Source organism: Nocardia sp. CA-120079 (genome assembly GCF_050955745.1).
Taxonomy (GTDB): Bacteria; Actinomycetota; Actinomycetes; order Mycobacteriales; family Mycobacteriaceae; genus Nocardia.
Genome location: NZ_CP192088.1, coordinates 6,771,809 through 6,791,548, shown reverse-complemented (window position 1 = coordinate 6,791,548; position 19,740 = coordinate 6,771,809). Strand labels below are relative to the sequence as shown.

Sequence of the window (19,740 nt, the reverse complement as noted above, 5' to 3'; positions counted from 1 at the left end):
TTGTCGTGCTCGAACAATGCCCGGCACAATCGGCATGTTACTGCTGGTACGCAGATGTACTTCTGTGACGGCAGTGAATGTTCTGCTTGAACTGCTCTACCTGAAATACCTTGCGCCACATGCGGATAGGTGCCGCGGCGCAGGTTCTGTGACGTGCGGTTCCATCCCCCGATGACGAGGCCGGTACCGCGTGTTTGCCGGGTCGACGGAAGGGGCGAGCATATGACCAGCGCACACAAGAAGGCATTTCGCCAGATAGCTATGGGGTTTCTGGTATCGATCGTCACGACGCTCGTACTGGCCGGACCGGTGCGCGGTGAGACCGGAAGCGCGTCCGGTTCGGGTAGTTCTGGCTCCGCATCCGGTAGTTCCGGTAGTTCCAGCGGTTCCGCTGCCCTGCCGCTGCCGAGTATCGCCGGACTCGGCGCACTGACTGCGGCCTACACTCAGATCGGCAAACCCTACGAATGGGGCGCCACCGGCCCGTTCGCTTGGGATTGCTCGGCTCTGGTCCAGTGGGCATTCCGTCAGGTCGGGGTGAAACTGCCGCGCACCACCTGGGAGCAGGCCAAGGTCGGTGCCCCGGTGCCGCGCCCGGCCCTGTCACTGGGTGATGTCGTAATCCTCAATGACGACGCCTCGCATGTCGGCATCTACGCGGGCTCCGGGCAAATCCTGGATGCGCACGACTGGGGCGTTCCGGTCGGTCTGCATCCACTCCGCGACTTCGACATCTACACCATCCGTCGCTTCTGATCCGGATCGGCTACGTTTCTCCTGGACCGGCGCGGTTGCGCGTGGACGGCAACGACGGGGAACCCGGTATCAGTCGACGAGCTGACGCAGCAATGGTCCGTACTGCGGATGCGCCAGTGCCGAGGCGAATTGCGCGACCAGGTAGTCGGCCGGGTTGCCGGTGTCGTACCAGCGGCCCTGGATGACCTGGCCGAAGACCGGGTTGTCGGCGGCGTGCACATTGATCGCATCGGTGAGGTACACCTCGCCGGTGCGGTGTTCGTACCACTGCTCGGTCTGTCTGCGCAGTTCGCAGATGATGCCGGGGGTGACGACGTAGCCGCCGATCGCGGCATAGTTCGACGGTGCGTCCTCGGGCTTCGGCTTTTCCCGCAGCCCGGTAATGCGCAGCAGGCCGTTGCCCTGGTCGTCCGCGACGACCGGGACGCCGTAGCGCTGAGATTCGGACGGGTCCATCGGCATCAGCGCGAGCACCGGCGCGCCGGTCGCCTCATAGGCGTCGATCAGCTGCTGGGCGCGCGGCACCCCGGCGACGAAGACGTCGTCGGGCCACAGCACCAGCATCGGCTCGTCGCCGAGATTGCGGGCGGCATTGAGCACGGGGGTGCCGTTGCCGTAAGGCCCGTGCTGATCGAGGTAGGTGATATGCCCGAGCCGGGACAGCTCGCCGACCTCCTCCACCGCATCGGCGTAGGCGTCCTTGCCGTCGGCGCGTAGCTGGGCCACCAGGGCCGGATTAGGGCGGAAATGGTCCTGGATCAGAGACTTTCCGCTGCTGACCACGATGGTGATGTCGGTGATTCCGGATGCGACCAGCTCCCGGACGGTGTGCTCGATGACCGGCTTGTCGCCGACCGGCAGCATCTCCTTGGGGATGGCCTTGGTCAGCGGGAGCAGCCGGGAGCCGATTCCGGCGGCCGGTATCACGGCCTTGCGGATCTTCATGGTCCGATCATCACATACCCGAGCGGGTCCGAACCGGTGATCCCCAGGCTTGGGCCGGGCATGTCGAGGCGGCAACATACCGGTATCGGACCTGGTCACGGGTGCTTGGGCAGGGCAGAGCGCCGCGCTCGCCGCGTCGTCGCGCCGCGAAGTTCGATAGCAATCTCGCAGAAACCACTCGGCTGACCTACATCCCGCACCCAGGTTGCGTGGCGTCTTCACAGGTTGACGCGGTGTTGCGCGGTGGGCCGACCTGTCGGTGGGGCGGCGTAGATTCCGGTGCGTGAGCACCGACAACACCGCTGTGGCCGCCGGGGGAGGCGCGGTGGGGTCCGCGTCCGCGCGCACGGCTCGGCGATGGGTGCTGCATATCGATATGGATGCCTTCTTCGCTTCGGTCGAACAATTGACGCGGCCGACACTGCGCGGTCGCCCGGTGCTGGTCGGCGGCACCGGGGGGCGCGGCGTGGTCGCGGGGGCGAGCTATGAGGCGCGGGTCTTCGGTGCGCGCTCGGCCATGCCGATGCATCAGGCGCGGCGGTTGGTCGGAGTGACGGCGGTCGTGGTGCCGCCGCGCGGTGCGGTCTACAGCGTGGTCAGTGCGCGGGTGTTCGACGCCTTGCGCAGCCGCATCCCGGTGTTGGAGACGCTGTCGTTCGACGAGGCGTTCGGTGAGCCCGCCGAGTTGGTGGGCGCGACCGTCGAGCAGGTGCGCGGATTCTGCGAAGAGTTGCGTGCGCTGGTTCGCGAGCGGACCGGACTGGTCGCCTCGGTCGGTGCGGGTACCGGTAAGCAACTCGCCAAGATCGCCTCCGGAATGGCCAAACCCGATGGGGTGCGGGTGGTTTCGCCGGACGAGCAGCAGCAACTGCTGGCCGGGCTGCCGGTGCGCAAGCTGTGGGGGATCGGTCCGGTGGCCGACAGTCGCTTGCGTTCGCTCGGTATCGAAACTGTCGGCGCCTTAGCGGCGCTGCCGGAATCGGAGGCGGTGTCCATTCTCGGCGGCAGCGTCGGCGCGGCGCTGCACCGGCTGGCCCGCGGCATCGACGACCGGCCGGTCGCCGAGCGGGCCGAGGCCAAACAGATCAGCGCCGAGAACACCTATGAGACCGATATCGTCACGCTGGCCCAGCTACGTCCGGCGATCGAGACTATGGCGGCGGCCGCGCACCGTCGATTGGAAAAGGACGGCCGGGCCGCACGCACCGTGGTGCTGAAGCTGAAGAAATCCGATATGAGCATCGTGACCAGGTCGTTCACCCTGCCGTACGCGACGACCGAGCTGGCCACGCTGACGACGGCGGCACAGCGTTCGGCCATTGATCCGGCCGAGCTCGGGCCGATCCGGCTGGTCGGGGTGGGTTACGGCGGGCTGTCGACGGTTCGGCAGGAGTCGCTGTTCCCGGAGTTGGATCAGGCGCCGGTCGAGGACGGCGGCGTCGGGGAGGGCGACGCGCCGCACTCCGATGGTTGGGGCGCACAAGCGGGGCCGTCCGCACCTGAGGACGGTGCCGTCGAGCTCGGCGCGGGTGCGTCGGTCGGGGCGGTAGGCGTCGAGGTGGGAGTAACCGCGACACCCCCGATCCCCGTGACCACGCAGCCGAGCGTCGGTGCAGCTCAGGACGATTCGCCAGTGCGGAACACGACGCTGTGGTATCCAGGACTGGATGTCACGCACCCCGAATTCGGGCACGGGTGGGTGCAGGGCGCCGGGCTCGGTGTGGTTACTGTTCGGTTCGAGACCAGCTCGACAGGGCCCGGTCCGGCGCGTACCTTTGCCGCCGACGACATCAGTCTGTCCCGGGCGGATCCGCTCGGCAGTCTCCGCTGACAGGTAGCCTGGGTCATTCGTGCAGCGTCGCCGATTCGGGTGAAGGCTGCCGTTGGTGGAACGACATGTACCTACTCGAACGCAAAGGACGAGCAGTTGAAGCTTCGTAAGACTGGACGCATCGCCATCGCCGCCCTGACCGTCGTCGCCGCACTCGGTATGACCGCCTGCAGCGATGACAAAGACAGCAAGCCGGCCGCGAAGACCAGTACCAGCGCCAAGGCCTCGGCCGGCGCGAGCGCCACCAATCTGCCGCCGGTCCCCTCCGTCGCGGAACTGAACACGCAGCTGCAGCGTGCCCTCGATCCGTCGATCCCCAATTCGGAGAAGCTCGACGGTGTGCAGGGCGCCGAGGCCGATCCGGAACTGCCGAACCGCCTCGCCGAGGCCGCCAAGGGCGCCAATGTCACCATCACGGTCACCGATGTGACCAGCTTCGGCGACAGCGTCAATGCCAAGGCCAAGGTCTTGCTCAACGGCCAGGAGAACGTTATCGACGTGCCGTTCGTCGCCGAGAACGGCAAGTGGAAGATCCAGAAGGCCTGGGCCTGCACCATGCTGACCAACCTCGGCCAGCAGTCGGTGGCCTGCGGCTGATAAACCAGCGGTCGCGGCCGACCCCGTGTCGGCCGCGCCAGCTGTGTGCTTGCTGAGAATCAATGCCGCACGCCGGCAAGAACTTTCGTTTGAAATAGTTACCGTTAGGATCAGGCCCCGTGGCTGACACGATGGTGTGGGCGGGGCAGCCGTCCGTCGAGCACTCCGAACTCGGGACGGCACAATCGAAGACGCGCAGGGGTTGGGCCGGGCCGATCGCGCTGATCGCGGGCCTGCTGGGCGCACTGTTCGCGGTGGCGGTGCCGCTGCTGCCCGTGCGGGTGGCCGCGGCGACGCTGACCTGGCCGCAGGCGGGTTCGGCGCGCAGCATCGAGGCGCCGCTGATCTCCTATGCGCCACTGACTTTCGACGCCACCCTGCCGTGCACGGCGATCAACCAGCTCAGCGCCAAGGGCGGTACTCTCGCGGCGACCGGGCCCGATGGCGCGCCGGACCTCGAGCGCTACGGATTCGTCGCCCGCGTGCACGCCGGAGCCGACACGCCGGCGCGGCTGGATGTCGTGCTGCGCAATCAGGCATTGCTCAGCGTGCCGGTGGCCGAACTGGTTCCGGGCTGTGAACTCACCGTGCACGCCGACAACACCAGTGCCAGCGCCACCCTGGTCGGATTCGAAGCGCCCGGACTCCCGGTGGTGCTCAATGGCGACTACCGGCCGCAGATGGTGGGCATCTTCAGTGATCTGGCCGCGGCCGACGGTGCGCGCGTCACCGCCGAACTCGACACCAGGTTCTCTTCGACGCCAACTCCGGTGAAGCGCGCGGCGATCTGGCTCGCGGTGCTGTGCACGATTGTGGCGCTGGTCGCGCTGTATCGGCTCGATCGGCTGGACGGTCGGCGGGTGCGTCGCTTCCTGCCGCAGCGCTGGTGGACGTTCACGCTGCTCGATGCGGTGGTGCTGGGCACCATGGTGGTCTGGTACTTCATCGGGTCGACCACTTCCGATGACGGCTATCAGTTCGGTATGGCCCGTGCATCGGGTGTCGCGGGCTATATGGCCAACTACTTCGCCTACTTCGGGGTGCCCGAAAATCCGGTCGGCACACCGTATTACGACCTGATCCGGATCATGACGGAGATCAGCACCGCCAGTCCGTGGGTGCGGCTGCCCGCATTGTGCTGCGGTGTGCTGATGTGGCTGCTGCTCAGCCGCGAGGCGGCGACCCGGCTCGGGGTCGCGGTGCGCGGCAACCGTGTCGCGATGTGGACCGGTGCGCTCGGCTTCCTGACCATCTGGCTGGCCTACGACAACGGGCTGCGTCCGGAACCGCCGGTTGCGCTGGGACTGCTGCTCACCTGGTGCCTGGTCGAACGTGCCATTGCCACGCGGCGTTTGTTGCCCGCCGGATTCGCGATCCTGGTCGCGGCGTTCGCCTGTACGGCCGGGCCGTCGGGTGTGATCTGTATCGCGGCGCTGCTGGCGGGCTTGCGGCCGGTCGCGCGAATCATCATGGACCGCACCGGGACTCGGGGATCGTTGGGTGCCCGGGTGGTGGGCTATGCGGTGCCGCTCGCTCCGCTGCTGGCCGCCGGTATCGTCGCGCTGGCGATCATGTTCGCCGATCAGCCGTTGGCGGCGATGTTCGAGATGAAGCGGATTCACCACATCGTCGGCCCGGATGTCGAGTGGTTCAACGACTATCTGCGCTATCAGTACCTCTTCCAAGGCGAGACCGACGGCTCGGTCGGCCGCCGGATCGGTGTGCTCGCGATGTTCGCGGGGCTCATCGTGTGTGTCATCGTCCTGCTGCGCAAGGGCGGTCGGATTCCGCTGCTGGCAGCGGGGCCGACCCGACGCATTCTCGGTGTCACCGTCGGCGCGCTGCTGCTGATCATGGTCACGCCGACCAAGTGGACCCATCACTTCGGTGTGTACGCGGGCGTGGCCGGTGCCGTCGCCATGGTGACCGCGATGGCCGTCGCGCCACGGGTTTTGCGGGCGCCGCGCTACCGTGCGCTATTCGCGGCGGTGGTGGCGTTCCTGCTCGCGCTGGTGTTCTCCGGGCCCAATAAGTGGTGGTACGTCTCGTCTTACGGCATTCCGTGGTGGGACAAGCCGCCGATGATCGCCGGTATCGAGCTCAACAAACTGTTCCTGCTCGCCGCCGCCGCACTGCTTGCCGTCGCCGCGTGGTGGCATGTGCGATCGCCGGAACCCGGTACCCCGCATCGGGTTTCGCGTCTCGCGTGGCGGGTGTCGGTGCTGCCGCCACTGACCATCGCGCTGGCGCTGCTCGTGGTCTGGGATGTCGGCTCCTTCGCCAAGGCGGCCGTGGCCCAGGGGCCCGCGTTCTCGCTGGCGCGTTCGAATATCGAAGCGCTCACCGGGAAGACGGCGGGTCTGGCCGGTCATGTGCTGGTGGAGACCGATCCGAATGCGGGCATGCTGCGCCCGCTGACCGGCGACGCGGTGAGCACGCTCTCGGGCACCGGCACCGGATTCACCGGTTCGGGTGTGGCCGCCGATCTGCGCCCCGACGACGATTCGAGTCCGACCGGCAGTATCGCCGACGCGTTGAGCAGCAAATCCGCCTCGGAGAACACCGCCGGAACCGCCACCGCCGCACTGCCTTTCGGACTGAACCCGGCGACAACGCCGATGCTGGGCAGCTACGGTTCGGGCGACGCGGGCCCCGCCGATCTGACTACTGGTTGGTACCGGCTTCCGGAACCCGGTGACCGCAATGGCATTATCGCGCTGACCGCAGCGGGACGGATCCGCTCGGTCGACGCAGACGGCATAGTCACGCAGGGGCAGACCCTCGAAATCGAATACGGCGCAACCGATTCCGAAAACACTGCGCAGCCCATGGGCAAGGTCACCCCGATAGATATCGGACCGGCGCCGTCGTGGCGTAACCTGCGCGTGCCCTTCAGCGAAATCCCCACTGGCGCAGACGTTATCCGCGTCGTCGCCGTCGACCGCGACCGCAATCCGAAGCAGTGGCTGGCCGTCACCCCACCGCGGGTGCCGCAGACCAGAACGCTGAACGATGTTGTCGGCGCACAGGTCCCGGTTCTCACCGACTGGATGGTGGGCCTGCAATTCCCCAACCAGCGCCCCTACGACCACCGCGACAATATCGCCGAGGTCCCGGCCTACCGCATCCTCCCGGACCGTCCGGGTGCCGAGATCACCACCCTCTGGCAGAGCCACGACGGCGGCGGTCCGCTCGGCTGGTCCAATATGCTCCTGCGTCCCCGCACCCTGGCCACCTACCTGGACCAGGACTGGCGGCGAGACTGGGGTGAACTCCAACAACTGGTCCGCATCGATCCCAAGGCCGACCCCGCGAAACCCGAAATCACCCAGCAGGACCACTCCGGTCTCTGGACGCCGGGCCACATCAACACGTCGTACTAGCGGTTGATGCTGTTGGTCGCTATGCGGGTGGCCAAGGCGGTCAGGTCGGTGGCGGTGAAGCCGGGGTAGCCGTGCAGGAGTTGACGCCAGTGGTGCGGGATGGCGGTGGCGCCCCAGCGGGCGCCGAGGAGGCCGCCCGCGATGGCGGCGGTGGTGTCGGTGTCGCCGCCCGCGCGGACACACAGTTCGAGCGCGCACGGGAGGTGATCCGGATCGGAGGCGTCGGCGGTGGTGATGGCCCACCACGCGGTCTGCAGGGCGTGCACAACCCAGCCGTTATTCGAAAAGTCTTGCGGGGTACCGGCTTCGGCCTGGTCGAGCAGGTGGTTCCAGTAGGCGGCGCTCGGCGAGGCGTCGACGAACTCGCGGACACCGTCGAAGGTTCCGGTGAGCACGGCATGCCGGATGGCGTAGGTCCAGATCTTGCAGGCCTCGATCGCCTGCTGGTCGTGATGGGTGAGCGCGCCGATCGCACCGGCCATGCGGACGCATTCGTCCGCCTCGCCGAGATAGGCGAGGGCGACGGGCGCGGTGCGCATCAGCGAACCGTTGCCTCCGGTCTTGCCGTGCAAGGACATTGCCTGCACCTGCATCTCCCGGGCCGAGCGCGGGCGCACCGAGAGCACGGCGCGGGTCTGGATGCCGATATCCGGTGGATCGGAATCGAACCACTGGACGAATCCGGCTGCCACTTCGTCGAGCTCGATGCCGGGCCCCTTATCGGCCGCCAGTGCGATGGCGATCGCCATCGATGTGTCATCGGTCCACTGTCCCGGCGCCCACCGGCACGGCCCGCCGCCGATCATCTCGATCGCGACTTGGGTTCCCGGCCACGTGAATTCGTAGCCCGCTCCGAGCGCATCGCCCGCTGCGGTGCCGAGCAGCACGCCCGCCGCTCGATCCAGTTGCGCATCGTCCAGCATCAAGAAACCTTCCGCCGCCTGCGGTTTTCGCGGTCAATGTACCCGAGGACATAGGCTGTTCCGTCCTGTCGAACTCGACAAGCGATCGCGTGGAAAACTGTGCCCTCACTACGAAGCCATAGCTGGGAAGGGCAGATCAGCGAAGGTCTGTTGAACTGGCCGGTTCCGGCCGGCTGGTCTTGGCCCGACGGCGGCCGCGCACCAGTGCGTCGGCGGTGAAAATCGCCAGCGCCGCCCAGATGAGCGCGAAACCGGCCCACCGCGACGCGGGCATCGGCTCATGCGCGACGGCCACACCCCAGGCCATCTGCAGCGCGGGCGTGAGGTACTGCAGCAGTCCCATGGTCGACAGCGGTACCCGTTGCGCGGCAACGGCGAACAGCAGCAGCGGCACCAGGGTGACCGGACCGGTCGAGATCATCAATCCGGAATGTGCTACGCCACTGGCGAATTCACTACGTCCGGACATCGCGAATACGATCACGAAGGCCAACGCGAACGGTGCGGCGACCAGCCCCTCGGCCGCGATCCCGTGCAGCGCGTCCAGCGGAATCACCTTCTTCACCAGCCCATAGGTGGCGAATGAACAGGCCAGTGCCAGCGCGATGAGTGGCGGTCTGCCGTAGTCGACGGTGAGCACGGCGACCGCCACCGCACCCAGCCCCAGCGCCGCCCACTGCGCCCTGGCCAACCGCTCACGGAAGATCAGCACACCGAACGCCACCGTCACCAGCGGATTGATGAAGTACCCGAGTGCGCACTCCACCACATGCCCGGAGGTGACGCCGTAGACGTACACGCCCCAGTTGATCGATAGCGCCGCGATGGCCACCGCCGCCATCCGCCAGGTCCGCGGTGCGATTCCGCGCAGCCCACCGAGCTGCCCGGTTATCGCCAGCACGACCAGCACCAGCACCAGTGTCCACAGAATCCGCTGTGCCACCACCTCGGCCGGATTGGCGAAGGCCAGCAACCCGAAGTACGCCGGAAACAGCCCCCAGATCAGAAATGCGCCTGTACCGAACACAACACCTGGGACCGCCCTGCTTCGCTGCACCCTACCGACGGTAGTTCTCGGTAGCCTGGCGGTCATGTCGATTACCGTGCCCCAAACGGCCGTCACCGGGCTGACCGCGGCGGAGGTCGAGCAACGTCGCCGCGACGGGCTGACCAATGACGTGCCGGACCGGGCGAGCCGATCCGTACGCGACATCGTCCGCGCCAATGTCTTCACCCGGATCAATGCCATCCTCGGTGTGTTGTTCATTCTGGTACTGGCGACCGGCTCGATCATCGACGGCATGTTCGGCTTGCTGATCATCGCCAACAGTGCGGTCGGCATCATCCAGGAGGTCCGCGCCAAGCGCACCCTGGACCAGTTGGCCATCGTCAGCCAGGCCAAGCCGACCGTGCGCCGCGACGGACAGTCGCTCGAGGTGGCGCCGAAGGAGGTCGTCCTCGACGATCTGATCGAGCTCGGCCCCGGCGACCAGATCGTCGTCGACGGCACAGTCGAGGAATCCGCACTGCTCGAAGTCGACGAATCGCTGCTCACCGGGGAGGCCGATCCGGTGGACAAGCCGATCGGCGCGTCGGTGATGTCGGGCAGCTACGTCGTCTCCGGTTCCGGCGCCTACCGTGCGACGAAGGTCGGCCGGGACGCCTACGCCGCCAAGCTGTCCGAAGAGGCGAGCAAGTTCACGCTGGTCAAGTCCGAATTGCGCAGCGGTATCGACACCATCCTCAAGGTCATCACCTATCTGTTGATCCCGGCGGGTCTGCTGAGCATCTACAACCAGCTTTTCTCCAGTAAGGAGTCCTGGCGGCCCGCGGTCACCGGGATGGTCGCCGCGCTGGTGCCGATGGTGCCCGAGGGCCTGGTGCTGATGACCTCGGTCGCCTTCGCGGTCGGTGTGGTGCGACTGGGCAGGCGCAAATGTCTGGTGCAGGAGCTGCCCGCCATCGAGGGCCTGGCCCGCGTCGATGTGGTGTGCGCGGATAAGACCGGCACGCTCACCGAGAACGGGATGCGCCTGTCCGATATCAAGACGCTCGGCACGTCCGACGACGCCGAGGTGCGACAGGCCTTGGCCGCCATGGCCGCCGACGATCCGCGCCCGAACGCGAGCGTGCAGGCCATCGGCGAGGAGCTCACCGATAGGCCGAATTGGCAGCACACCGCGGTCGCGCCGTTCTCCTCGGCGAAGAAATGGAGCGGGTTCTCCTATGGCGAGCACGGCGACTGGCTGCTCGGCGCGCCCGATGTGCTGCTCGACCCGAGTTCCGAAGATGCCCGTGTCGCGGAGGAACTCGGCTCCTCGGGCCTGCGCATTCTGCTGCTGGCGCGCAGCGACCGTCCGGTCGACGCCGCCGACGCACCGGGCGCCGTCGACCCCGCGGCCCTGGTCGTGCTCGAGCAGAAGGTGCGCCCCGATGCACGCGAAACCCTCGATTATTTTGCCGGCCAGCAGGTTTCGATCAAGGTGATCTCCGGCGACAATGCCGTCTCGGTCGGTGCGGTCGCCTCCTCGCTCGATCTGCGCGGCGGCGATCACGCGGTCGACGCCCGCGAATTGCCCGAGGATCGTGCCGCACTCGCCGACATGCTCGAACGTGAGACCACCTTCGGCCGGGTGCGCCCCGATCAGAAGCGAGCCATGGTGGGCGCCTTACAATCTCGCGGCCACACCGTCGCCATGACCGGTGACGGCGTGAACGATGTGCTGGCGCTGAAGGATTCCGATATCGGCGTGGCCATGGGTTCGGGCAGTCCGGCCACCCGCGCTGTCGCCCAGATCGTGTTGTTGGACAACAAGTTCGCCACACTGCCGTATGTGGTCGGCGAGGGCCGCCGGGTGATCGGCAATATCGAGCGGGTCTCGAATCTGTTCCTCACCAAGACCGTGTACTCGGTGGTGCTCGCCTTCTTGATCGGTGTCGCTGGTGTCGGCTCGCAGATCTTCGACTACGAAGCGATCGGATATCCTTTCCTGCCAAGGCATGTCACGATCGCGGCCTGGTTCACCATCGGTATCCCCGCATTCATCCTCTCGCTGGCTCCGAACAATGAACGCGCCCGGTCCGGATTCGTGTCGCGGGTCATGCGTTTGGCGATTCCGTCCGGCGTGGTGATCGGCGTCGCAACTTTCGTCGCCTATCTGATCGCGAATGCGGGGTCGTATGACTCCGTGGAGCAGCAGAAGGAGCAGGCAGGTACCACGGCGCTCATCACCTTGATCATGATCGCGGTGTGGGTGCTGGCCATCGTCGCCCGGCCGTATGTGTGGTGGAAAGTAGCGCTCATCGGCGCATCGATCCTGGCCTATGTGCTGTTGTTCACAATCCCGTTCACCAGGCATTTCTTCAAACTCGACCCCTCGAATATCGGGCTGACCGCCGCGGCGTTCATCTGCGGCGCCGTCGGCATCGTGCTCGTCGAGGCCGCCTGGTGGATCGCCGCCGCAGTTCAGGGGGAGAAGCACACGCTACTTCCGAGTTCACCGGGCGGGGGCGCCTGAACAACTGGACGCCCGACCCGCCGCGCCACGAGATACCTTGTGCGAAGCGATCATTCAGGGTTGGAGTACCTTCTCGACTATGGAGGTATTGCTGCATCAGATCGACGCGTTCGCCGACGCACCGTTCTCGGGCAACCCGGCCGCGGTCATGCCGCTGTCGGCGTGGTTGCCCGACGAGTTGTTGCAACGTCTGGCCGAGGAGAACAATCTCGCCGAGACCGCCTTCTACACTTCGCAATTACCCGTCGAGGCGGGCGGTCCACCCGGGGAGTGGCCCGCCGTCCACCTGCGCTGGTTCACCCCGACCCGGGAGGTCGATATGTGCGGCCACGCCACCATGGCGACGGCCGCGCAGATTCTCGAGGACATCCATCCCGGCGAGGACCGGGTGAGCTTCTTCACGCGCAGCGGCTGGCTACACGTCGACCGCACCGATGACGACGAATACGTACTCGACCTACCCGCGTTGGAATCCAAGGAGGTCACGCCCGATCCCGCGCTGGTGGAGGCACTCGGCGTCCGTGCGGTGCGTGCCTACACCGGATTCGACGAGGTGATAGTGGTGGGTTCCGAACGCGAAGTGCGCGAGGCTCGGCCGAATTTCGCAACCTTTCCACCGCTCGCCTTCGACGCGGTGATCACCGCGCCCGGCGATACCGCCGATTTCGTCTCCCGGGTCTTCGGTCCGGGTCTCGGCGTGGTCGAGGATTCGGTCACGGGATCGGCACACGCACAGCTGGTTCCGCTGTGGAGCCGCGAATTCGGCCGCGCCGAACTCAGCGCCCACCAGCTGTCTCGGCGCGGCGGCAGGCTGCGCTGTGAACTCGCGGGCGACCGGGTACTGCTCATCGGCCGCTGTCGCCGGTACCTGGATGGTGTTGTGGCACTGCCGGATTGACCAGCCCGGCCGCGTTACTGATCCGGCACCGGGCCGTCGTCCGTACCGGGCAGCGCGATGTCCTCGTACTCCGGCAGCAGCGGAACGATCGCGAAACTGGTGGCGACCGCGTCGGCGGGCAGCGCCTGCACGGCTCGGATTCCGTTCTGGGCCGCCAGATTTCGGAGTTGAGGGAGCGGTCCACGGACCACGAGACCGACGGTGCATGCGCACCCGGCGCGCAAGCGAGCCGCCGACACCGCATTGATGCGCTCGGTGCGTTCGTCGGCCGCGTGCTGAGCCAGTAGTTGCCAGGCGGCGTTATCGGCGGACGCCACGGCTACCGCATTTCCCGCGGGCAGTTGAACCGTGACCATCGGGGTGTTCACCCGCGGGATCGACACATGGTGGCTTGCCGCGGCAATGCGCAGGCCACCGCTGTGCGCCGGAATCTGATCGGGGGCGAGGGGTTCGGTGAACGAGACCAGGGCCCAGTGCTCCTCGGTATCCGAACCCGACAGCGAATCCTGTGCCCGCGCAAGGTAATCCGCAACGTGCTCACCCCGCTCCGGCCCGAGCCGGTCGGTCGAAATGCCCGACGGTCGGGGGGGATTCAGCACACCGAGCACCACGATCAGGACTACGAAGCCGACGGCGCCGACGGCAATGGCAATGCGGCGCAATGTTTCAGGCATTGCGCAACACGTCGAGTGCGTTCTTCAGATCATCGGGATATTCGCTGGTGATCTCCAGATACCGGCCGTCGGCCGGATGGTTGAATCCCAGCGAACGCGCATGCAGCCATTGCCGTTCCAGCCCAAGCCGCTCCGCCAGCCGCGGATCCGCGCCATAGGTGAGATCACCGCAGCAGGGGTGCCGGATCGCGGAGAAATGCACCCGGATCTGGTGGGTGCGCCCGGTTTCCAGATGAATATCGAGCAGGCTGGCCGCCTGGAACGCCTCGACGGTGTCGTAGTGGGTAATGCTCGGGCGCCCGTCCGCGGTGACCGCGAACTTCCAGGCATCGCCGCGGGCCCGGCCGATCGGCGCATCGATGGTGCCGCTGCTCGGATCCGGATGTCCCTGTACCAGTGCGTGATAGCGCTTATCGACGGTGCGCTGTTTGAATGCGCGCTTGAGCACCGTGTACGCATGTTCGGACTGTGCGACCACCATGACCCCGGAGGTGCCGACATCGAGCCGGTGCACAATGCCCTGCCGCTCGTGCGCGCCCGAGGTCGAGATGCGATAGCCCGCCGCGGCCAGTCCGCCGACCACCGTCGGCCCGGTCCAACCGACGCCGGTATGGGCCGCGACGCCGACCGGCTTGTCGACCGCGACGATGTCATCGTCGGCGTAGAGGATCTTCATACCCTCGACCGGCTCGGGCTCGATGGTGAGTTCACGCTTCGGCTCCGGGAACTCGACCTCCAGCCAGGCCCCCGCGACGAGCCGATCCGATTTGCCCGCGGCGACGCCGTCGAGTTGCACCGAACCTTCCTCGGCCAGCGTGGCCACGGCGGTGCGGGACAGACCGAGCAACCGAGACAGCCCGGCGTCGACGCGCATCCCGTCGAGTCCGTCGGGTACCGGCATCGTCCGCGTTTCTCTCATGCCTGCACCTCGCCGGCGCTCGGTTCCGGCATGAGCGAAGCTCGCTGTGACATGGTTCGCTCGCTCACGCCGCATTCCCCTTGCTGCTGGCCGTACCGTTCGCGCCGTTGTCCGAGGGCTTGTCCGGCTCCGCGGCGGTTTCGGTGGCGGTCGCTTCGGGGTGGTGGCCGTGTCCGGCGCGCGTGCCGTCGGGCTCGAAGCCGAAGACGGTCAGCACCACCAGCAGGATCGCGCCGCACACGATCGAGGAGTCGGCCAGATTGAATACCGGCCACCAGCCGACGGCGATGAAGTCCACCACATGTCCCTGCAGTGGTCCGGGCGCGCGGAACAACCGGTCGACCAGATTGCCGAGCGCGCCGCCGAGCACCATGCCGAGCCCGATCGCCCACCACAGTGAGCGCAGCGTGCGGCCGATACGGATCACCCCGATCACCACGGCCGCGGCGACCAGGGTCAGCAGCCAGGTCATGCCGGTGGCCATCGAGAATGCCGCGCCCGGGTTGCGTACCAGCGACAATCGCGCGAAATCGCCGATGATCGGCACCGGATCGCCCGGGGTCAGCTCGGCCACCACAATGGTCTTGGTGAGCAGGTCCAGGCCGAGCAATACCGCGGCGATGATCAGCAGCGTGCGTAGCCGCAGCGGTGCGGCGGGCTTCCCCGGATCGGCGGTCGGGCTCGGATTTTCTGCGTCGTCGCCGGGTGGCATCGCGCTATCGGCGGGCTTGTCCTCGGGCGGCCGGTCGTCACTCACGCCGACCATCATCTCTCGAGTAACGATTTGCGCTACGCACGCGGTCACCTGCATGTCCCAGCTGACACTCAGGAAGCGGTCGTACTCTGATGCTCGTGACGGTGTTGTCTTCCTCCCACGTACCCCGAATCGCGCGCTCGGGTGTGCTTCTGGTGGTGCTCGCGGTCGGACTGTCCGCGTTCGGTGTCGGCTGTAGTGACGGTGCCGAGTCGCGCGTCGATTCCGACAGCACCGAGCCGGTCGGCATCGGCAAGGAAGTGACCGTGCCGATTTCGGCCGCGGTCGCCACTGTGGTCACGGCGGGTGAGGAGCCGCGGTCGCTGCTGCGTCCCGGCTATCCGGCGGGCACCGTGCAGCAGGTGACGCTGCGTACCGATCACCACATCGAGCAGCAGATCAACGATCAGCCGCCGAGCGATTTCTCCTCGCCCGCATTGACGATTCCGATGACGGCGCAGACCGATGGTGACGGTGTCGAGCTGACTCTCGGCACCATTTCCACCCCGGATCCGTCGCTGGCCAAGGCACTCACCGCCGCCGACGGTTCGCACGCCGGATTCGATATGAGCGAACTCGGTGCGATCACCGCGCTGCGGCTCGCCCCGGCACCGGACACCTCCAATAACGCCCGAGCAGCCTTGGAGCAGGCCTTCTACCAGGCGGTCTACCGTTCGATCACCTTTCCCGACCAACCGGTCGGCGAGGGTGCGGTGTGGACGGTGCGGCAGGAGGTCGACGGCGGTGTCGCACTCGATCAGGTGACCACCGCCACGCTGACCAAGCGCGAGGGCGATCGGCTGACCATCGAACTCGAGGTGACCCAGAAACCGAAGACGCAGGTATGGTCGCTGCCCAATAATGCGGGCACCCTCGATATCAAGGACTACGTCATGCAGGGCTCGGGCACGATCACCGTCGATCTCGGTCTGCCGCTGCCGGTCGCGGGCTCGATCACACTCGGCGGACACCAGGCCTACCGCGACCCGCGTAGCGCGAGCATGCTGCAGCAGACGATCAATACGCAGGTCACCTGGAACGAATGAGTCAGTAGCTGTTTTGCTCCGATCAGACATGTCGCCTGCGGGTGAGGAATAGGCTCGCACCTGTCCGACAAACGCCTCGATCGGAGGTATCCCATGTCCGATGTGAAACCGATCCCCGAGGGTTATCCGGTGGTCTCGCCGGGATTGGCAATCGATGGGGCCGCTGCCGCCATCGACTTCTACAAGAATATTTTCGGCGCATCGGAACGGATGCGCATGCCAGGACCGGACGGCAAGATCGCACACTGCGAACTCACGTTCGGCAATTCGCTCATCATGGTCGGCGATCCGGCTCCCGATATGGATTTCCTCGACCCGAAGACGGTCGGCGGCACGCCGGTCAATCTCTACGTCTATGTTGAGGACGCCGATGCGGCCTTCAGCGCCGCCCTCGCCGCGGGCGCCAAGGAGCTCACCCCGATGACCACCCAGTTCTACGGTGATCGCAGCGGTGCGTTCGAGGATCCGTGGGGCCACCGGTGGACGGTGGCCACGCATGTCGAAGATGTGCCGCCGGATGAGATGGACCGGCGGATGGCCGAATTGTTCGGCGGGGCCTGAGCGTTTGTGCGATCTGCCGCGCGGCCGGTGCCGCGCGGCAGATGGCGGGCTGGTTACCCCAGAACGATCGAGTCACCCTCGACGTGAACGGATTTCGGGGCGAGCGGCTGGGTGGCCGGGCCGTTGACGACCGAGCCGTCGAGACCGAATTTGCTGCCGTGGCAGGCACAATTGATGGTGCCGCCGGAAACCGTCGCGACCTTGCACCCCGCATGTGTGCAGGTCGAGGACAGGCCGACGAAGGAGCCGGCATTCGGCTGGGTCACCACCACATCGCCCTTGATCACACCACCGCCGACCGGTACCTCGGCGGTGGTGGCGATGGCATTCGGCTGTCCGGCGGCGACATTCGGTCCGGTCGATCCGGCGGCGGCCTTGGGTGGTTCGGCCGCGGGGGCGTCGGTCTTGCCGTAGGTGGTGCATGCGGTCAACGCGGTGATGGCCGCGGCTGCCCCGGCGCCCGCGATTACGACGCGGCGGCGGTCGAGGACGAGATCATCGTTGGTCATATCGGACTCCGATCAAAAGGTGATGCCGTTGTGCTGGAAGAACCACAGGGCCGAGGTGAGCCACAGGCCGGTCAGCCCGGCCAGTACCAGGCCGCCCGCGACGGGAACGACCCAGCCGGGCAGGCCCTTTCGGGTCAGCAGCAGCATCTTGGCGACGAATGCTCCATAGAAGAAGCAACCGAGCAGGGAATGGATGAGTACGCGGTTCTCGTAGTCCTGAAAACCCAAGGCGAACAGGCAATGCACGGCGACCGGGACGGTGACCAGGACGGCGAGTCGGCCCGACCAGACATGGGCGGTGCCGATCCAGGACGGGGTCTTCGGGAAAATCGCGCCGAGCTTGCCGTACATGGTCAGCGCCGAAACCAATTGGAACAGTGCGAGTGCGGTGGCCAGGGTGGCCAGCCAGGTCTTCACCGCGACCGGACTGGAGAATCCGGCCACATTGATCGAAAAGAACCGTGGCTCATGCTGTTTCGCGTAGACGCCGAGCAGTACCGAAACCGCCGCGCCGACGAGCAACGCAATGATGGTGGCCGACGCTCGGCCCGGATTCACCCGGACCGTCGGGGCTTCTCGATCAGCCGACACTGTCACCACCACTTACCCTGTTCGCGGTTACCTTTTTGCCGTTGACGATCGCCGTCGCGTCCGGCGCGAGACCGACGGCAGGGGTGGTGGAGCCGTCGGGATTGCGTTGGACGCCGGTGACCCCGCCGTTCGCATCGACGATCCAGCTCTGGCGGGTGCCCGCCTCGCTGTAGACATAGAGTCCGGCGGGTGGTTGCACCGGATTCGCGGTGTAGCTCCACTGCTTACCGCCGATCCAGAGTGTCCCGCGCACCGCCTTGCCGTCGAAGGCGCCGGTCAGTTTCGCGTCATCTTTGCCGGTGAGCTGCAAGGACCCGTTCGTGGCGGGGCCTCGCAACCAGGACTCGATGCTCTTGCCATCACATGCATAGGCGATGGCCTTGTCGCCCGCGACAGTGATCTCGAGTGTGATGGTGCCGCCGGAGGCCAGTGGGATGGTGCCCACATAGTCGGCCTTGCCGGGGAACGGAACAGATGCGGCAGTGGTCGGTGTGGGCGTCTGTGTCGTGGCCACGGGGGTGGTTGTGACCACCGCATTCGTATTCGCGGTTGGTGGTTCGGTGTCCTTGGACATATTGATGACCAGTAGGACGAGGCCGAGTACGGCCACTGCCGCCAGGGTGAGCCACGGTCCCAGTCGTTTCATAGGGTCTCCTCGATGCGCGGCCACCAGGCGCCGCCGTTCGCATTGACTACGTGGTGAACCCGTCGAACGGTTCAAACTGGGCACGCGCGACGGCCGTTCAGCGGCGTGTCTCGGGACGTGTCGGTTCTTACCGTCGGGTCAGTGTGGTTATCGGGGCGGAGGTGGGCGCCGCAGCGGACCAACTGGGCTGGTGGGCAACGGCTTTGCGAGCGCGCAGACGCCTCAGTCGACTAACAGGCTTGATGGGGTGCGGTCATGCGGTGCGCGAGCAGAAAACGCATCAGGTTGCGCTGGACCTCGATGCCCCCGTCGTCCTGAACGACACGTGCCCCGATCGCGTGCTCGGCGAGCAGCGGTGTGATGAATTGCGCCAGTTCACATCCGCGCGGACTCTGATAGTGCTCGACGGTGAGCGGGATCGGAAGACCCGGTCCGGCGGCGAGAACTTCCTGACGCGTCGGCAGGGGCGGCACCGAACCCGGATCCGCGAGGTTATCGGCCTCGCGCCACTGCGCGAGGTTGGTGCGGCCGATCACGTAGTTGCTGATCTCGTCGAACAGGGTCTGCAGGAAGTATGTCGGCATCGGGCGGGCACGTGCGGCCATCGCGTCGATGATCACCTGGCCGCCGAGTTCGGAGCGATACGGCGCTCCGGCCATCGGGGCGATCGCCGCGTAGAGGTCCGGGTAGTTGGCGCCCAGATTGGTGGTCATCGCGCCACCTGCGGAGTATCCGCCGAGATAGACCCGCGAGCGATCGAGTTGGAATTCATCGATGAGCGTGGTGGTGATGCCCGCGATGATCGACGGCTCGCCCCGGCCGCGCTCGCGGTCCTCGGCCTTGTCCCAGTTCCAGCAGGAGTCTTTGTTCGCCGCCTGGTCCTGGATCGGGTACGCGAGTACGAAACCCATTTCGTCGGCGACCCGGGTGAGCGAGAACCCCCTCGGCTGGGTCTCGGTGAGCGGGTCGTTGCAACCGTGTAGGTACACCATCAGCGGCTTACCCGCACTGCTGCCCGGCGGCACATGCAGGTAGTAGCAGCGGGTGCCCGCGGCGTTGGTGTAGCAGCGTTTGTCTGCCAGGGCTTGCGCGCGCGGTGCACCGAGCAGCGGACAAGTGGTGGCGATCAGGATGGCGCCGACGACAGCGCAGAGGCGGAGCGCGGCAATTCGCACGTCGGAATTCTAGC

The 19,740-nt window shown here is 66.5% G+C and carries 18 protein-coding genes; 8 read left to right on the top strand and 10 right to left on the bottom strand.

Features of this window, described 5'->3' with window-relative positions; all coding sequences use genetic code 11:
- Window positions 1–222 precede the first annotated feature (222 nt).
- Entirely contained in the window at window positions 223–756 is a 534-nt protein-coding gene (locus ACQPYR_RS31405) for an NlpC/P60 family protein (protein ID WP_433622501.1), read from the top strand.
- A gap of 69 nt (window positions 757–825) precedes the next feature.
- On the opposite strand, the gene ACQPYR_RS31400 is transcribed toward ACQPYR_RS31405, so the two are convergent.
- Window positions 826–1,701 carry a UTP--glucose-1-phosphate uridylyltransferase gene (locus tag ACQPYR_RS31400; RefSeq protein ID WP_327096879.1) on the bottom strand — a complete coding sequence of 292 codons (876 nt, stop codon included), beginning with the start codon at window positions 1,699–1,701 and terminating at the stop codon, window positions 826–828.
- Between the two features lie 376 nt (window positions 1,702–2,077).
- Here ACQPYR_RS31400 and ACQPYR_RS31395 point away from each other — a divergent pair, with 376 nt between their 5' ends.
- From ACQPYR_RS31395 to ACQPYR_RS31385, 3 genes are all read left to right on the top strand, one after another.
- Window positions 2,078–3,532 (top strand): DNA polymerase IV, encoded by a 1,455-nt coding sequence (locus tag ACQPYR_RS31395; protein WP_433635294.1) that lies wholly within the window; start codon window positions 2,078–2,080, stop codon window positions 3,530–3,532.
- Window positions 3,533–3,628: 96 nt separating this feature from the next.
- Window positions 3,629–4,129 (top strand): hypothetical protein, encoded by a 501-nt coding sequence (locus tag ACQPYR_RS31390; protein ID WP_433622500.1) that lies wholly within the window; start codon window positions 3,629–3,631, stop codon window positions 4,127–4,129.
- Between the two features lie 131 nt (window positions 4,130–4,260).
- The gene (locus ACQPYR_RS31385) at window positions 4,261–7,512 is read left to right on the top strand and encodes an arabinosyltransferase domain-containing protein (protein ID WP_433635293.1); all 3,252 of its coding nucleotides are present in this window, start codon (window positions 4,261–4,263) and stop codon (window positions 7,510–7,512) included.
- Here ACQPYR_RS31385 and ACQPYR_RS31380 read toward each other — a convergent pair.
- Together ACQPYR_RS31380 and rarD are read right to left on the bottom strand one after the other, a co-directional pair.
- A complete protein-coding gene (locus tag ACQPYR_RS31380) occupies window positions 7,509–8,435 on the bottom strand; it encodes an ADP-ribosylglycohydrolase family protein (protein ID WP_433622499.1) in 927 nt (308 codons plus the stop codon). The two genes, ACQPYR_RS31385 and ACQPYR_RS31380, sit on opposite strands and share 4 nt — an antisense overlap.
- 136 nt (window positions 8,436–8,571) lie before the next feature.
- A complete protein-coding gene (gene rarD, locus ACQPYR_RS31375) occupies window positions 8,572–9,528 on the bottom strand; it encodes an EamA family transporter RarD (protein WP_433622498.1) in 957 nt (318 codons plus the stop codon).
- On the opposite strand from rarD, the gene ACQPYR_RS31370 reads away from it, so the two are divergent.
- Both ACQPYR_RS31370 and ACQPYR_RS31365 read left to right on the top strand, forming a co-directional pair.
- The gene (locus tag ACQPYR_RS31370) at window positions 9,527–11,953 is read left to right on the top strand and encodes an HAD-IC family P-type ATPase (RefSeq protein ID WP_433622497.1); all 2,427 of its coding nucleotides are present in this window, start codon (window positions 9,527–9,529) and stop codon (window positions 11,951–11,953) included. The two genes, rarD and ACQPYR_RS31370, sit on opposite strands and share 2 nt — an antisense overlap.
- Before the next feature lie 79 nt (window positions 11,954–12,032).
- Window positions 12,033–12,851, top strand: a complete 819-nt coding sequence (locus ACQPYR_RS31365; RefSeq protein WP_433622496.1) for a PhzF family phenazine biosynthesis protein — start codon at window positions 12,033–12,035, stop codon at window positions 12,849–12,851.
- A 14-nt stretch (window positions 12,852–12,865) separates the two neighbouring features.
- Here the strand turns inward: ACQPYR_RS31365 and ACQPYR_RS31360 are convergent, their stop codons facing one another.
- The 3 genes from ACQPYR_RS31360 to lspA all read right to left on the bottom strand — a co-directional run bounded on the left by ACQPYR_RS31360 (window position 12,866) and on the right by lspA (window position 15,213).
- Window positions 12,866–13,525, bottom strand: coding sequence for a hypothetical protein (locus ACQPYR_RS31360; RefSeq protein WP_433622495.1), 660 nt, complete (start codon window positions 13,523–13,525; stop codon window positions 12,866–12,868).
- Window positions 13,518–14,444, bottom strand: a complete 927-nt coding sequence (locus ACQPYR_RS31355) for an RluA family pseudouridine synthase (protein ID WP_433622494.1) — start codon at window positions 14,442–14,444, stop codon at window positions 13,518–13,520. Before ACQPYR_RS31355 ends, ACQPYR_RS31360 begins: the two co-directional genes overlap by 8 nt.
- A 64-nt stretch (window positions 14,445–14,508) precedes the next feature.
- Complete coding sequence (gene lspA, locus ACQPYR_RS31350) at window positions 14,509–15,213, bottom strand: signal peptidase II (RefSeq protein ID WP_433622493.1); 705 nt, start codon at window positions 15,211–15,213, stop codon at window positions 14,509–14,511.
- A 77-nt stretch (window positions 15,214–15,290) separates the two neighbouring features.
- Here lspA and ACQPYR_RS31345 point away from each other — a divergent pair, with 77 nt between their 5' ends.
- Together ACQPYR_RS31345 and ACQPYR_RS31340 are read left to right on the top strand one after the other, a co-directional pair.
- Window positions 15,291–16,244, top strand: a complete 954-nt coding sequence (locus ACQPYR_RS31345; RefSeq protein WP_433622492.1) for a hypothetical protein — start codon at window positions 15,291–15,293, stop codon at window positions 16,242–16,244.
- Window positions 16,245–16,337: 93 nt separating this feature from the next.
- Window positions 16,338–16,805 (top strand): VOC family protein, encoded by a 468-nt coding sequence (locus tag ACQPYR_RS31340; protein ID WP_357474891.1) that lies wholly within the window; start codon window positions 16,338–16,340, stop codon window positions 16,803–16,805.
- A 53-nt stretch (window positions 16,806–16,858) separates the two neighbouring features.
- Here the strand turns inward: ACQPYR_RS31340 and ACQPYR_RS31335 are convergent, their stop codons facing one another.
- The 4 genes from ACQPYR_RS31335 to ACQPYR_RS31320 all read right to left on the bottom strand — a co-directional run bounded on the left by ACQPYR_RS31335 (window position 16,859) and on the right by ACQPYR_RS31320 (window position 19,726).
- Window positions 16,859–17,314 carry a Rieske (2Fe-2S) protein gene (locus ACQPYR_RS31335; protein ID WP_433622491.1) on the bottom strand — a complete coding sequence of 152 codons (456 nt, stop codon included), beginning with the start codon at window positions 17,312–17,314 and terminating at the stop codon, window positions 16,859–16,861.
- Between the two features lie 12 nt (window positions 17,315–17,326).
- Window positions 17,327–17,905: a DUF6529 family protein gene (locus ACQPYR_RS31330; RefSeq protein ID WP_433622490.1), complete on the bottom strand. Its 579-nt coding sequence runs from the start codon at window positions 17,903–17,905 to the stop codon at window positions 17,327–17,329.
- Entirely contained in the window at window positions 17,895–18,551 is a 657-nt protein-coding gene (locus tag ACQPYR_RS31325) for a hypothetical protein (RefSeq protein WP_433622489.1), read from the bottom strand. Before ACQPYR_RS31325 ends, ACQPYR_RS31330 begins: the two co-directional genes overlap by 11 nt.
- 230 nt (window positions 18,552–18,781) lie before the next feature.
- Complete coding sequence (locus ACQPYR_RS31320) at window positions 18,782–19,726, bottom strand: extracellular catalytic domain type 1 short-chain-length polyhydroxyalkanoate depolymerase (RefSeq protein ID WP_433622488.1); 945 nt, start codon at window positions 19,724–19,726, stop codon at window positions 18,782–18,784.
- Window positions 19,727–19,740 lie beyond the last annotated feature (14 nt).

Coding starts and splice junctions, on each gene's coding strand:
- ACQPYR_RS31405 (WP_433622501.1), top strand. CDS start 223: ATGACCAGCGCACACAAGAAGGCATTTCGCCAGATAGCTATGGGGTTT.
- ACQPYR_RS31400 (WP_327096879.1), bottom strand. CDS start 1,701: ATGAAGATCCGCAAGGCCGTGATACCGGCCGCCGGAATCGGCTCCCGG.
- ACQPYR_RS31395 (WP_433635294.1), top strand. CDS start 2,078: ATGGATGCCTTCTTCGCTTCGGTCGAACAATTGACGCGGCCGACACTG.
- ACQPYR_RS31385 (WP_433635293.1), top strand. CDS start 4,261: ATGGTGTGGGCGGGGCAGCCGTCCGTCGAGCACTCCGAACTCGGGACG.
- ACQPYR_RS31380 (WP_433622499.1), bottom strand. CDS start 8,435: ATGCTGGACGATGCGCAACTGGATCGAGCGGCGGGCGTGCTGCTCGGC.
- ACQPYR_RS31370 (WP_433622497.1), top strand. CDS start 9,527: ATGTCGATTACCGTGCCCCAAACGGCCGTCACCGGGCTGACCGCGGCG.
- rarD (WP_433622498.1), bottom strand. CDS start 9,528: ATGACCGCCAGGCTACCGAGAACTACCGTCGGTAGGGTGCAGCGAAGC.
- ACQPYR_RS31365 (WP_433622496.1), top strand. CDS start 12,033: ATGGAGGTATTGCTGCATCAGATCGACGCGTTCGCCGACGCACCGTTC.
- ACQPYR_RS31360 (WP_433622495.1), bottom strand. CDS start 13,525: ATGCCTGAAACATTGCGCCGCATTGCCATTGCCGTCGGCGCCGTCGGC.
- ACQPYR_RS31355 (WP_433622494.1), bottom strand. CDS start 14,444: ATGAGAGAAACGCGGACGATGCCGGTACCCGACGGACTCGACGGGATG.
- lspA (WP_433622493.1), bottom strand. CDS start 15,213: ATGATGGTCGGCGTGAGTGACGACCGGCCGCCCGAGGACAAGCCCGCC.
- ACQPYR_RS31345 (WP_433622492.1), top strand. CDS start 15,291: ATGCTCGTGACGGTGTTGTCTTCCTCCCACGTACCCCGAATCGCGCGC.
- ACQPYR_RS31340 (WP_357474891.1), top strand. CDS start 16,338: ATGTCCGATGTGAAACCGATCCCCGAGGGTTATCCGGTGGTCTCGCCG.
- ACQPYR_RS31335 (WP_433622491.1), bottom strand. CDS start 17,314: ATGACCAACGATGATCTCGTCCTCGACCGCCGCCGCGTCGTAATCGCG.
- ACQPYR_RS31325 (WP_433622489.1), bottom strand. CDS start 18,551: ATGAAACGACTGGGACCGTGGCTCACCCTGGCGGCAGTGGCCGTACTC.